This window comes from Alcaligenes ammonioxydans, from assembly GCF_019343455.1.
In the GTDB taxonomy this organism is placed as follows: Bacteria; Pseudomonadota; Gammaproteobacteria; order Burkholderiales; family Burkholderiaceae_B; genus Alcaligenes; species Alcaligenes ammonioxydans.
Genome location: NZ_CP049362.1, coordinates 2,581,453 through 2,594,715, shown reverse-complemented (window position 1 = coordinate 2,594,715; position 13,263 = coordinate 2,581,453). Strand labels below are relative to the sequence as shown.

Here is a 13,263-nt window from a genome sequence, read left to right as displayed (position 1 = left end):
GCAAAGAAGGAATCGGTAAAGACTAAAAAGCCACTGTTTGATAACAGTGGCTTTTTTTGTGCTGAGGGCCGATTGACAGGGCCGTTTTATCGAACGCTGCGCAGCCGCGTCTCGGATTGCTGTGTATCGGCAGCAGCCAGGCGGCGTGCACCGTTGTAGCGTTTTTTCCAGTAACTCACCTGCATGTTTTCAACCCGCACGACCGCTCCGGTGCGTGGAGCATGAACAAACTTGTCGTCACCCAGGTAAATTCCAACATGAGAGAAGCGAGCGCCTCGGGTATTGAAAAAGACCAAGTCGCCTTTACGCAGCTCGTTGCGATTGACTGAAATCCCTTCCTTGGCAATGTCTTTAGACTGACGGGGCAATTTCAGGCCCAGGGACTTTTCGGCTACATAGGAGACCAGTCCGCTGCAATCAAAGCCGGTGTTGGGAGCATCGCCGCCAAAACTGTACTTCACACCCAGAAAATCGAGTGCGGCGTTGGCGAGACCATGCGTGGAAGAGGAATTCTGCTGGTTGCGGCTTTCGGCGCGCCCTTGGCGGCGATCGCTGCTGTAAGCAATATTGATGTCGTTACGGGCTCGATTGGCCAGATAAGTGCCCAGCGGATCGGACTCGGTCTGGAATTCGTAATCGGCGTAATAACCGTGATCCAGTTCTGCACGATCACTGTTTTGACTGGACTGCTGGGTACCCGTGGTGGCGCATCCTGTCAGAGCCAGGGCACCGGCGAGCAAAAGATATTTGGCGCTGCGATAAGTAATATGCAAAAGTGCGTGTGGATTCAGGTAATGTGGCGGCATGACCAGGGCTTTTTTAAGGACTTGGTGGGCAGCAGCACAACCTTGATGCCTATTTTTGCTGAAATTAGCAGCAATTGATGGGTATCAGGGCTGTAAGTATGGCTAAAAGCACATACCTTGCCGAGGGTGCTGTACGTTAGGTTGTCAGGCAGTGTACCGGAGGAAAATTACACCGTAAAGCGTTGTAGGAGGGTATTTTGCGATTGAATCATACTGTTGCAAACTGCGTCTTAGCGGGATTTTCCGGTGCTGTGCATGAGTCCAGTGCTCTTTTTTGAAGTTGGCTGCAAGTTGCGGGAAGTAGGGCGACGTTTTTGTATTTATAGGATTGAATGATGCGAGTTATGGGACAGACCCTAGGGAAAGCCCTGAATGATGGTGTGCGATTGCGCGAGTTGTGGGCGTGGGCCATGTACGACTTTGCAAACTCTGGCTACACCACCGTCATCCTGACCAGTGTCTATAGCGCCTACTTTGTGGGTGTCGTGGCCCAAGGACGCAGCTGGGCCACGCTGGCCTGGACAGCGGCCTTGTCCATCTCGTATCTGAGCATCATGTTCACCATGCCTGGCCTGGGAGCCAAAGCCGACGCACGTCAGGGCAAGCGACGGCTTTTGTTCAGCAGCACGATAGGGTGTGTTCTGGCTACGCTGATGTTGTATTGGGCAGGGCCCGGTGACATCGTCTGGGCTCTGGTTTTCATTGCACTGTCCAACTATTGCTATTGTATTGGCGAGTCGGTCATTGGGGCCTTCCTGCCCGAAATCGCCAGGCCTGAAGCGCTGGGTCGCGTGTCGGGCTGGGGCTGGGGATTCGGCTACTTTGGCGGCATGTTGGCCCTGGGGCTTTCTTTGGCTTTTCTGACGTGGGCCACCTCACAGGGTTGGACCGCTCAGGATTATGTGCCGGGGATCGCCTTGATTACGGCCGGCTTGTTTGCCCTGTCCGCCCTGCCATCTTTTCTGTTTCTGCATGAACGTACTGCGCCCAGCGGAGCCAGACCGCAGGGCATGCTGTCCCGTCTGGCGGAATCGGCTCGGGACATACATCATCATTTTCCCGATTTTCGCACCTTGTTGCTTTGTGGGGCTGCGTATCAGGCCGGCATCGCCGTCATCATCACGCTCTCGGCTGTTTACGCTACGGAAGCCATGGGTTTTACCATGGCTCAAACCATGACCCTGATTTTCACGGTCAATATTGCGGCGGCAGTGGGCGCCTTGCTGTTTGGGCATATTCAGGACCGGGTAGGTCATCGACGCGCCCTGGCGCTGACGCTGTGCGCCTGGCTGATTATGGTGGCCATTGCCGTTAGCACGAGTTCCCTGGCCGGTTTCTGGGCGGCCGCGGCCGTGGCGGGGCTGTGCATTGGCAGCAGTCAGAGTGCGGGCAGGGCAATGGTGGGTTTGTTGGCGCCCAAGAGCCGGCTGGCCGAATTTTTTGCCTTGTGGACCTTTGCCATCCAGCTGGCAGCGGTATGCGGGCCGCTGTCCTACGGTCTGGTGACCTGGCTGAGCGGCGGCAACCATCGACTTGCGCTGGCCTGCACCGGTCTGTTCTTTTTAAGCGGACTGTTTATCTTGTCGCGTTTGAATTTTCAACGAGGCATTTTGGCCAAGAATCAGGCCGATCTGGCTTGTCAGGATTGAGTAAGTAAGGCGCGTTACGTTTATATAAAATTAAGCTGGGCTAGCCATGCGCGGCCCAAGAAAAACACCAAATCTGGAAAATAAAGGAGCCAAACTATGAGCGGTCCCACGTCTATTGAATCCGTCCTGTCGGAAAGCCGGGTGTTTCCTGTGTTCCCGAATCTGGAACGCGATGCTCGCATCGCTGGCATGGCGGCCTACGAGGAGCTTTGCCAGAAGGCCGAGCAGGATTATCCCGGCTACTGGGCGGATCTGGCCCGTGATCGCCTGGTCTGGACCAAACCTTTCACACAGGTTCTGGACGATAGCAAGCCTCCGTTCTATAAGTGGTTCCACGATGGTGAACTGAATGTCTCGGCCAACTGTCTGGACAAGCATCTGGGTACCCCTACCGAGCACAAGACTGCGCTTATCTTTGAAGCCGATGGCGGCGAAGTTACCAAGGTCACGTTTCGCGAGCTTTATGAGCAGGTTTGTCAGTTTGCCAATGGTTTGAAGGCTCTGGGTTACAAAACGGGCGAACGCGCCCTGATTTATATGCCCATGTCGGTACAAGCCATTGTGGCCATGCAGGCATGTGCTCGTTTGGGGATTACGCACTCGGTGGTGTTCGGCGGATTTTCCGCCAAAAGTCTGCACGAGCGTGCCGTGGACGTGGGCGCTACGCTGGTTATCACGGCGGACGAGCAGCGCCGTGGCGGTCGTGCCATTCCCTTGAAAAACGCGGTAGATGAAGCCCTCAGTGCAGGTGATTGCCAGGCGGTGCGTCATGTGATCGTCTACAAGCGCACAGGTGGCCCGGTTGCCTGGCATGAAGGTCGTGACCTGTGGTGGGAAGAGGTCGTCAAGGGCCAAAGCGCGGACTGCCCGGCGGTTTCCGTCAATGCCGAGCACCCTTTGTTCGTTCTCTATACCTCTGGCTCTACCGGTAAACCCAAGGGGGTGCAGCATTCTTCCGCAGGTTATTTGTTGGGGGCCATCCTCAGTGTGCAGTGGACATTCGACGCCAAGGACAGTGATGTGTTCTGGTGTACGGCCGATATTGGCTGGGTGACCGGTCACACCTTTATTACCTATGGCCCCTTGGCCGCCGGGCTTACTCAGGTTGTGTTTGAAGGCGTGCCAACTTATCCGGATGCAGGCCGCTTCTGGAATATGATTGAGCGCCACGGTGTGACCGTGTTCTACACGGCGCCGACAGCCATTCGTTCCTTGACCAAGGCCGCGGAAGCAGACGAGGCCATTCATCCCAAACAATACAATCTGGATACCTTGCGCATCATTGGTTCGGTAGGGGAGCCCATCAATCCCGAAGCCTGGATGTGGTATTTTAAGAATGTGGGTCGTGAACGTTGTCCGATTGTGGATACCTGGTGGCAGACAGAAACCGGTGGCCATGTAATCACGCCGCTCCCTGGTGCTACACCGTTGAAACCCGGCTCGTGCGGCCTGCCGTTTCCCGGCATGGACGTGGCGATTGTGGACGAGGTGGGCGAAGAAGCCGAGCGTGGCAATGGCGGTTTTCTGGTCATTCGCAAACCGTGGCCCAACATGATTCGCACGATCTGGGGTGATCCGGACCGTTTCGTGAAAAGTTACTTCCCCCCTGAGTTGAAAGGCTATTACCTGGCCGGTGATGGTGCGCAGCGTGACACCGATGGCTACTTCTGGGTCATGGGTCGAATCGACGACGTGCTGAACGTCTCCGGGCACCGTTTGGGCACGATGGAAGTGGAGTCGGCGTTGGTTGCCCACCCTCTTGTGGCAGAAGCAGCGGTTGTTGGCAAGCCTGACCCGACAACGGGTGAAGCGATTGTGGCGTTTGTGGTGCTCAATGGCGATCTGCCAGCGGGGGCGGAGGCAGACAAGATTGCTGCCGAGTTGCGCAATTGGGTAGGCAAGGAAATCGGTCCTATTGCCAAGCCGCGGGAAATCCGTTTTGGTGAAAACCTGCCCAAGACACGCTCGGGCAAGATCATGCGTCGTTTGCTGCGTTTCGTCGCTAATAACGAGCCGATTACCCAGGATGTGTCCACCCTGGAAAATCCTGCCATCTTGGATCAGTTGTCCGAAGCGCATTAATTTTTCCCCGTTCCTGTTTGACCCTGGTTTTCTCGCAGAACCAGGGTTTTTTTATTCCCCTGGACAATGTGGCTCTTGAAAGACTGAATGGTCCGGAATTGGCCTAGCATTATGCTGGGGCCAAAAATATTGGTCCAAGAATGCAAAAAAGGGGTAAGGCTTGAGCGGGGAACAGCAGACAGACAGAGGCGCTTTGGCGCTGATGGGTTTGGTGGTACTGACCTGGGGCATGAGCTGGGTTGTGATGAAGGCGATGACCGCCTACATTGGGCCAGTGGATCTGATTGCGGCACGCTATGCCGTGGCATTTGTCTTTTTATGGCTGGTACTGCGTCTTAAAGGAGGGCATTTACGGCCTACGCCATGGAAACTGAGTCTGGGCGTGGCTGTTTTTCAGACTACCGGCTTTCAGTTGCTAAGCCAGTTTTCCTTGCAGGCGGGTGGGGCGGGCAAGATGGTGGCTCTGGCCTACACCATGCCAATCTGGATTCTGTTGTTGTCCTGGCCCATGCTGGGACAGCGTCCCCAGATGCGTCATGTAATGGGGATGGTGCCCGCGACTCTGGGCTTGATGCTCCTGATCGCACCTTGGGAAGGAATGGGCGGCCTACCCGGTTCTGTTCTTGCAACCTTGAGTGGCGTGAGCTGGGCCTTGGGGGCGGTTTTTTCCAAGCAGCTCTTTGAGCGCCATCGAGTCGAACTGCTCAATGCCACCGTCTGGCAGTGCCTGCTGGGGATTGTGATTGTTTTGCCCTTGAGCTTCCTGATTCCCCAGCGTTCCGTAGTGACGGAGTGGCAGATGTTCAGCGGCGTACTGTATCTGGGCGTGATCGCAACCGGGGTAGGGTGGCTGCTGTGGATGGCGGTAGTCAGTCGCGTCAGCGCGACTGTGGCCGGAATGTCCAGTCTGGGGGTGCCTGCACTGACTGTCTTGCTGGCCTGGCTGTTGCTGGACGAATTGCCCACACTGTTGGAATTGATGGGGACAGGTCTGATTCTATTGGGGCTGTTTGTGGTGAACTGGCCCAGCCGCTCGCGCAGGTCCAAAAGAACATAAAAAAACCACCCGTTGGGGTGGCTTTTTTCAGCATCAACACGGCTGGCCTTGGAGTTCCCGCCAAGGCCAGGATTGTTTTTACATGCCGTTGTAGACCGGACCTTCGCCGCCTTGCGGTGGCACCCACACAATATTCTGGGTCGGATCTTTGATGTCACAGGTTTTGCAATGGACACAGTTCTGTGCGTTGATTTGCAACTTGTCGTCGCCGGTTTCAGTCTTGATGAATTCGTAAACGCCCGCTGGACAAAAGCGTGCTTCGGGACCGCCATAGCGCGCCAGATTGATCGCAACGGGGACGCTGGGGTCTTTCAGCGTCAGGTGGACCGGTTCATCTTCCTCGTGGTTAGTGTTGGAGATAAACACGGAGCTGAGGCGATCAAAGGTAATCTTGCCATCGGGCTTGGGGTAGTCGATGCGGGCGCATTCGGCCGCAGGCTGCAAACAGGCGTGGTCAGGCTTGTTGTTGCGCAGTGTCCAGGGCATTTTGCCCTTGAGCAGGCCCTGTTCCACAAAGGTCATCACGGAGGCGATTGACCGACCCTTCTTGAACCATTGCTTGAAATTGCGAGCCTTGTTCAGCTCTTCATGCAACCAGGACTGCTTGAACTTCTCGGCGTATTGCGACAGTTCGTCTTGCTTGCGGCCAGCCTGCAAGGCGTCGAAAGCGGCCTCAGCGGCCAGGGAGCCGGACTTGATCGCGGCATGACTACCCTTGATGCGCGAAGCATTGAGAAAGCCTGCATCGCAACCGACCAGTACACCACCGGGGAAACTGAGCTTGGGAAGCGCCAGCAAGCCGCCAGCGGTCAGAGAACGAGCACCATACGCAATCCGCTTGCCGCCTTCAAAGGTGGCGCGCAGCGCAGGGTGCGTCTTGTAGCGCTGAAATTCCTCAAAGGGCGACAGCCAGGGGTTGGCGTAGTCCAGGCCCACGACCATGCCGACCATCACCAGATTGTTATCCAGGTGATAGAGGAAGGAGCCGCCGTAGGTGTCCGAATCCAGAGGCCAGCCAGCCGTATGAATAACCAGACCAGGCTGGGACTGGGACGGGTCCACTTCCCACAATTCTTTAATGCCGATGCCGTAGCTCTGAGCATTGCGGGATTCGTTCAGTTTGAATCGTTCCGTCAGTTCACGGCCAAGATGACCGCGTGAGCCTTCTGCAAAAATGGTGTAGGAGGCCAGTAGTTCCATGCCGGGTTGATAGTGGGGAGTATGTGTCCCATCGCGGGCCACCCCCATATCACCTGTCAGCACTCCCCGTACCGCGCCTTTGTCGTCGTACAGGATATGGGCGGCAGCGAATCCGGGGAAAATATCCACACCCAGGGCCTCAGCCTGTTCTCCCATCCATTGGACGACATTGCCCAGGCGAACGATGTAGTTACCGTGATTTTTAAAGCAGTCAGGCAGCAACCACATGGGAGTGGAACGAGCGCCTTTCTCGGTCAGGAAAAGAAACTTGTCCTCGGTGACTTCTACCGAAATGGGGGCGCCTTGCGCTTTCCAGTCGGGCAGCAGCTCGTCCAGGGCACGCGTATCCATGACGGCGCCTGACAAAATATGGGCTCCCACTTCCGCGCCTTTTTCCAGCACACAGACGCTGATCTCTTGTTCTTTTTCTTGGGCGAGCTGTTTCAGACGTATCGCGGTGGCCAGGCCTGCAGGGCCAGCACCGACGATAATGACGTCGTATTCCATCGATTCACGTTCAGACATTGCTGCTGATCTCCTATTACGGCTTAGCGCTTTGTTCTTGATTGTTGGCGGGTGAAGGTCGTGTACTGTGCGTACGGTCGATTGTATTGTAGTCTGAGCAATTCCGTTTTGAGTTCAGCGGCCAGGAACGGTCATTGGCAGCGTTGGGTTCATCAGTAACTATCAGCAAGGAGAGCATGTAATGACACACGTCGTTGATTCTGGTGCAGGAGCCACCTTTGATATTGCCGTGCGCTGGGGGGATCTGGATGCCATGAATCATGTTAATAATACGGTCTATTTTCGCTACATTGAGGAAGCCCGTGTTCAGTTGATGATGAAGCTGGGCATGGTGCCACCGTCGCCACGTACCGGGGTCCTGGCGCATGCCAGTCTGGACTTCCTGCGCTCGGTCCTGTATCCGGCCACGGTGCGCATCGAGCATAAACTGATCAAGGTCGGTGGTAGCAGCATTGAGTTGGAAGTCATTGTCGGGGATGCAGATCAAGCCGATGTCATGTACGCCCGCGGACGATGTGTGCTGGTGTCCATCAACCCCCAGGGCGGTTCACAACCGTGGACCGAAAAAGAGCGCGAACAGATACATTCAGTTTTTCAGGGTTAAGCTTTACGTATACGGAAAGCATAGTCAAGTCGTAGAATGCCTGATAGCCCGGTAGGGTGCACCGCGGCATTATTGGACAAAGTTTGCTGTTTAGGCCAATTAAAGAGTTATTGGAGAGTCAATTGAATAAAGTCTATCCAAGCGCCAAGGAGGCGTTGCAGGGAGTCGTTGCCGACGGACAGACAGTTGCGGTAGGTGGGTTCGGCCTGTGCGGAATTCCCGAAGCGCTGATTGCTGCGCTGCGCGATAGTGGAGTCAAAGATCTGACCTGCATTAGCAATAATGCCGGGGTGGATGGCTTTGGTCTGGGGCAGTTGCTGGAAACGCGTCAGATCCGCAAGATGATTTCCTCCTATGTGGGCGAGAACAAAGAGTTCGAGCGCCAATACTTGGCCGGTGAGCTCGAGCTGGAGTTCACCCCTCAGGGCACCCTGGCTGAGAAGCTGCGTGCCGGCGGGGCGGGGATTCCCGCTTTTTTCACGGCGACCGGGGTGGGTACCGTGGTGGCAGAGGGTAAGGAAATCCGCGAGTTCAATGGTCAGCAATACGTGATGGAAGAGGCGCTGGTACCTGATGTGTCGCTGGTCAAAGCCTACAAGGCGGACCGCAGCGGCAACCTGGTGTTTCGCAAGACCGCGCGCAACTTCAACCCGAACGTGGCAATGGCGGGAAAAATCACCATTGTCGAGGTCGAGGAAATCGTCGAGACCGGCAGCCTGGACCCGGATGATGTGCATTTGCCCGGCATTTATGTACACCGCATCGTGCTCAATGCCCATCCTGAAAAGCGCATTGAACAGCGTACCGTTCGTTCTTCCTGATGAGTGAGGCAAGATAATAATGGCTTGGAATAGAGATCAAATGGCGGCCCGTGCTGCCCTGGAGCTTCAGGACGGCTTTTACGTCAACCTGGGCATTGGCTTGCCCACGCTGGTTGCCAATCATGTGCCTGAAGGTATTGAGGTCTGGTTGCAGTCGGAAAACGGTTTGCTGGGCATTGGCCCATTCCCGACCGAAGACAAGATTGACGCTGACCTAATCAACGCCGGCAAACAAACCATTACAACCCTGCCCGGTTCGTCCATTTTTTCCTCGGCAGATTCGTTTGCGATGATTCGTGGCGGCAAGATCAATATTGCGATTCTGGGCGCGATGCAGGTGTCGGAAAAAGGCGATCTGGCTAACTGGATGATCCCTGGAAAAATGATCAAGGGTATGGGCGGCGCCATGGACCTGGTAGCCGGAGTGGGCCGTGTGGTGGTTCTGATGGAACACGTGGCCACTAAAAAAGATGGCACCGAAGATCTGAAGATTTTGCCCGCCTGCACCTTGCCCCTGACCGGTGTTGGGGTGGTCGACCTCATCATTACTGATCTGGGAGTGATGGAAGTGACGGAAAATGGTTTAAAGTTGCTTGAGTTGGCACCAGAAGTCAGCCTTGAGTACATTCAGTCCAAGACAGGCGTCCCGCTGGACGTCAGCGCTTTGGCCTGAGCGCTCACTCTGGCTAGAAAAGCTTCGGCGCGAGTCGAAGCTTTTTTTATGCTCGTTCGGTGCGTGAACGCTGTTTATGTAAAGGAAGTTGGTATGGCCCTTACCCCCGTGGTCGCACGCCTGCAGGCGCTGCGCGAACAAATGCAATTTCAGTCCGTACAGGCAAGCATCTGGCCGACATCTGATCCCCATTTGTCTGAATACCTGCCCGATCGGTGGAAAAGCCGTCAGTGGCTCAGTGGTTTTGTTGGTTCGGCCGGCTTGCTGGTCGTGACAGCCGACTGGGCCGGTTTATGGACCGACAGCCGTTACTGGGAGCAGGCCGCCAAGGAGCTGCACGGCAGTGGCATCGAGCTGCAGCGTGCAGGGGAAGCGGGCGTGCCTGAGCCAGCCAACTGGCTGGCCGATCATTTGCCTGCCCGTTCGCGAGTAGCCCTGGACAGTCAGTCGGTATCGGCTCAAAGCCTTCTTGCCTGGCAGAAAACCACTCAAGCGCAGGAGTTCGAGTGGGTGCTGCAAGCCGATCTGCTCAGCCCGATCTGGACTGACCGGCCCGCCGCGCCGTGTGGGCAGGTGGTAGAGCATCAGCCGCCTTTTGCGTGTCGCACTCGCCAGGAAAATCTGACTCGCACCCGGGCTGCCATGCAGGAGCAGGGCGCCCATTGGCACTTGCTCAGTGCGCTGGACGATATTGCCTGGACTTTGAATTTGCGCGGCAGCGATGTGTCCTATAACCCGGTATTCCTGTCGTACTTGCTGATCGGCCCGGACCAGGCTTTTCTTTTTGTGGATAGCAACAAGCTGACGGCAGGCCTACAGGAAGCGTTGGCGGCAGATGGTGTGCAGGTTCAAAACTACACCGAGCTGTCCTCCTTCTTGCGCGCCTTGCCGGCATCCATGCCCCTATTGCTGGATATGGCTCGAACCACGGCCTGGGCCGCCCAATTGGCGGCGCATTTGCACGTGATCGAATATATCAACCCGGCTCAATTGCTCAAGTCCTGCAAGACCGATGCTGAACTGGCTCAGGTGCGCCAGACCATGGAAAAAGATGGGGCTGCCCTGTGTGAGTTCTTTGCTTGGTTTGAGCAACAAAGTGAGGTGAACGAGCTGGATGTGGATGCGCATCTCTGTGCCGCCCGAGCCCGCCAGGAAGGGTTTGTCAGCCCCAGTTTTGGCACGATTGCGGCTTTTAACGCCAACGGTGCCATGCCGCACTATCAGGCTACCCAGCAGTCCCATGCCCGCATTGATGGAAATGGCTTGTTGTTGATCGACTCGGGTGGGCAGTATCTGGGTGGTACCACCGACATTACTCGTGTTGTGCCGGTAGGGACTGTCTCAGCAGAGCAGATTCGGGACTTCACGCTGGTTCTAAAAGGCATGGTGTCTTTATCCATGCTGGTGTTTCCCGAAGGCATTGCCGGTCAGCAAATTGATGTGCTGGCCCGTCAGCCTTTGTGGGAGCAGGGCCTGGACTTTGGTCATGGCACCGGTCACGGCGTGGGATACTTCATGAATGTGCATGAAGGCCCGCAGTCCATTTCCTGGCGTGGTCGCATCGGGCCGCATTCGGCCATGCGCGCTGGCATGATTACCTCTAACGAGCCGGGCCTGTACCGCCCCGGCCAGTGGGGCATTCGTATTGAGAACCTGGTGGCGGCAGTGCCTGCCATGCGCACGGAGTATGGCCAGTTTCTGCGTTTTGAAACCCTGACCTTGTGCCCCATTGATACGCGTTGTATAGATGCTGCACTCCTGACGGCTGCCGAGCGTAACTGGCTCAATGAATATCATCAGCAGGTGCGTGAACGTCTCTTGCCGCGTGTGCAGGGTGAGGCACGCCAGTGGCTCGAACAAAGAACGCAGGCGATCTGATCGTCATCGTCTGCGCTTGTCAATAGTTGCACAGGCTAGTGGTATTTCCGCTGTGAAAAGCCACTCGCCTGGTCGCCAAGCATGGGCGCTTGCCGTTATAATCCAAATTTCCCGCTATCGCCTGATTTGACCTCAGGCGCCTTTTATAATGACCACCAAATATGTATTCGTAACGGGAGGCGTTGTGTCCTCCCTGGGCAAAGGTATTGCGGCCGCATCCCTGGCTGCCATCCTGGAGTCTCGCGGTCTGCGCGTGACCATGCTCAAGCTGGACCCCTACATCAACGTAGACCCGGGCACCATGAGCCCCTTCCAGCACGGTGAAGTGTTTGTTACTGAGGATGGTGCGGAAACCGACCTGGACCTGGGCCACTACGAGCGCTTCATTTCCGCTCGCATGCGCAAGGTCAACAACTTCACCACGGGCCAGATTTATGAATCCGTGCTGCGCAAAGAGCGTCGCGGGGACTATCTGGGCAAGACCGTGCAGGTTATCCCGCACATCACCAACGAAATCCAGGACTTCATCATTCGTGGCGCCAAGGCTGCCTACAATGGCGAGGCCGATGTTGCCATCGTCGAGATTGGCGGCACAGTGGGTGATATTGAATCCCAGCCTTTCCTGGAAGCAGCCCGCCAGATGAATCTGCGTCTGGGCCGCAACAACACCGCGTTTGTTCATCTGACACTGGTGCCGTTCATTGCCTCGGCCGGTGAACTGAAAACCAAGCCAACCCAGCACTCCGTGCAAAAACTGCGCGAAATCGGCATTCACCCGCACGCCTTGCTGTGCCGTGCCGACCGTGTCATTCCTGATGACGAGCTGGCCAAGATTTCGCTGTTTTCCAACGTACCCATGGATGCCGTGATCTCGGTGTGGGATGCGGATTCCATCTACAAGATTCCGGCCATGCTGCACAAGCAAGGTCTGGACAGCCTGGTGTGTGATGCACTGGCCTTGTCGCCACCACCGGCAGATCTGTCGATGTGGGACCGTTTGGTGCAGGCCCTGGAAAATCCCGAGCATGAAGTGCGCATCGGTATGGTCGGCAAGTACGTGGACCTGACCGAGTCCTACAAGTCGCTCAGTGAAGCCCTGGTTCATGCCGGTATTCATACCCGCACCCGCATCCAGATCGAGTATCTGGATTCGGAAGTCATCGAGAACGAAGGCACCGATTGCCTGAAAGGTCTGGACGCCATTCTGGTGCCAGGCGGTTTTGGCAAACGCGGTACCGAAGGCAAGATCCGCGCGATTCAATACGCTCGCGAAAACGGCGTGCCTTTCCTGGGTATCTGCCTGGGCATGCAATTGGCTGTGGTCGAGTTTGCGCGCAATGTGGGCAATCTGGTGGGCGCGAACTCCACCGAGTTTGATCCCTCGGCGGTGCATCCTGTGGTGGCCTTGATTACCGAGTGGGCAGATCGCGATGGCAAGATCGAGCATCGTGATGGCTCTTCCGATCTGGGCGGTACCATGCGCAAGGGTGCACAACGTTGCCCGGTCAAACCCGGTTCGCGTGCTGAAGCCATTTATGGGCCTGAGGTAAACGAGCGTCACCGTCACCGTTACGAGGTCAACACCTTGTACGTACCGCGTCTGGAAGAGGTGGGTATGGTGATCTCGGCGCGTACGCCTACCGAGAACCTGCCGGAAATCATGGAATTGCCTAACCACCCCTGGTTTATGGGGGTGCAATTCCATCCGGAGTTCACGTCGACTCCGCGTGATGGACACCCGCTGTTTACCAGCTATATCAAAGCGGCCCTGGAACACCAGAAAAAGTCGGCTTGATCGTTTGTTATGATTGAAAAGGCCCGCGTTATGCGGGCTTTTTCATTCCGTATGAGAGGACGAAACGGGCGGTTGGTAGGCCGGGCCGGCTCAGCATGCCGGCGCAACAGGGCGGCTTTGCGCCGTCCACGGGTGCGACCCGGATTAGAAACTGATCGAAATCTCCAAACGAT

Annotated in this window: 10 protein-coding genes; 8 read left to right on the top strand and 2 right to left on the bottom strand. The window is 56.2% G+C overall.

The window, feature by feature from the left end:
• Positions 1-86 precede the first annotated feature (86 nt).
• Positions 87-806, bottom strand: coding sequence for a C40 family peptidase (locus tag FE795_RS11930; protein ID WP_193353487.1), 720 nt, complete (start codon positions 804-806; stop codon positions 87-89).
• 344 nt (positions 807-1,150) lie between these two features.
• On the opposite strand from FE795_RS11930, the gene FE795_RS11925 reads away from it, so the two are divergent.
• The 3 genes from FE795_RS11925 (at position 1,151) to FE795_RS11915 (ending at position 5,594) form a co-directional block, all read left to right on the top strand.
• The gene (locus tag FE795_RS11925; protein ID WP_219234950.1) at positions 1,151-2,455 is read left to right on the top strand and encodes an MFS transporter; all 1,305 of its coding nucleotides are present in this window, start codon (positions 1,151-1,153) and stop codon (positions 2,453-2,455) included.
• A 96-nt stretch (positions 2,456-2,551) separates the two neighbouring features.
• Complete coding sequence (gene acs / locus FE795_RS11920) at positions 2,552-4,537, top strand: acetate--CoA ligase (RefSeq protein WP_003800913.1); 1,986 nt, start codon at positions 2,552-2,554, stop codon at positions 4,535-4,537.
• Positions 4,538-4,697: 160 nt separating this feature from the next.
• The gene (locus tag FE795_RS11915) at positions 4,698-5,594 is read left to right on the top strand and encodes a DMT family transporter (protein ID WP_230406179.1); all 897 of its coding nucleotides are present in this window, start codon (positions 4,698-4,700) and stop codon (positions 5,592-5,594) included.
• Positions 5,595-5,672: 78 nt separating this feature from the next.
• On the opposite strand, the gene FE795_RS11910 is transcribed toward FE795_RS11915, so the two are convergent.
• Entirely contained in the window at positions 5,673-7,319 is a 1,647-nt protein-coding gene (locus tag FE795_RS11910; protein ID WP_165477519.1) for an electron transfer flavoprotein-ubiquinone oxidoreductase, read from the bottom strand.
• A gap of 181 nt (positions 7,320-7,500) precedes the next feature.
• Here FE795_RS11910 and FE795_RS11905 point away from each other — a divergent pair, with 181 nt between their 5' ends.
• The 5 genes from FE795_RS11905 (at position 7,501) to FE795_RS11885 (ending at position 13,090) form a co-directional block, all read left to right on the top strand.
• Positions 7,501-7,923, top strand: coding sequence for an acyl-CoA thioesterase (locus tag FE795_RS11905; RefSeq protein WP_219234948.1), 423 nt, complete (start codon positions 7,501-7,503; stop codon positions 7,921-7,923).
• Between the two features lie 122 nt (positions 7,924-8,045).
• Positions 8,046-8,744: a CoA transferase subunit A gene (locus tag FE795_RS11900; protein ID WP_059317991.1), complete on the top strand. Its 699-nt coding sequence runs from the start codon at positions 8,046-8,048 to the stop codon at positions 8,742-8,744.
• Between the two features lie 19 nt (positions 8,745-8,763).
• Positions 8,764-9,417 (top strand): CoA transferase subunit B, encoded by a 654-nt coding sequence (locus FE795_RS11895; RefSeq protein WP_059317990.1) that lies wholly within the window; start codon positions 8,764-8,766, stop codon positions 9,415-9,417.
• Positions 9,418-9,510: 93 nt separating this feature from the next.
• Positions 9,511-11,295 carry an aminopeptidase P family protein gene (locus tag FE795_RS11890; RefSeq protein ID WP_219234946.1) on the top strand — a complete coding sequence of 595 codons (1,785 nt, stop codon included), beginning with the start codon at positions 9,511-9,513 and terminating at the stop codon, positions 11,293-11,295.
• A gap of 148 nt (positions 11,296-11,443) precedes the next feature.
• On the top strand, positions 11,444-13,090 hold the full coding sequence (locus FE795_RS11885) for a CTP synthase (protein ID WP_003800899.1): 1,647 nt from the start codon (positions 11,444-11,446) through the stop codon (positions 13,088-13,090).
• Positions 13,091-13,263 lie beyond the last annotated feature (173 nt).

What these genes read in the sequence shown, in the direction of transcription:
- FE795_RS11905 (WP_219234948.1), top strand. Translation starts at nt 7,501, where the DNA reads ATGACACACGTCGTTGATTCTGGTGCAGGAGCCACCTTTGATATTGCC.
- FE795_RS11885 (WP_003800899.1), top strand. Translation starts at nt 11,444, where the DNA reads ATGACCACCAAATATGTATTCGTAACGGGAGGCGTTGTGTCCTCCCTG.
- FE795_RS11890 (WP_219234946.1), top strand. Translation starts at nt 9,511, where the DNA reads ATGGCCCTTACCCCCGTGGTCGCACGCCTGCAGGCGCTGCGCGAACAA.
- FE795_RS11925 (WP_219234950.1), top strand. Translation starts at nt 1,151, where the DNA reads ATGGGACAGACCCTAGGGAAAGCCCTGAATGATGGTGTGCGATTGCGC.
- acs (WP_003800913.1), top strand. Translation starts at nt 2,552, where the DNA reads ATGAGCGGTCCCACGTCTATTGAATCCGTCCTGTCGGAAAGCCGGGTG.
- FE795_RS11895 (WP_059317990.1), top strand. Translation starts at nt 8,764, where the DNA reads ATGGCTTGGAATAGAGATCAAATGGCGGCCCGTGCTGCCCTGGAGCTT.
- FE795_RS11930 (WP_193353487.1), bottom strand. Translation starts at nt 806, where the DNA reads ATGCCGCCACATTACCTGAATCCACACGCACTTTTGCATATTACTTAT.
- FE795_RS11910 (WP_165477519.1), bottom strand. Translation starts at nt 7,319, where the DNA reads ATGTCTGAACGTGAATCGATGGAATACGACGTCATTATCGTCGGTGCT.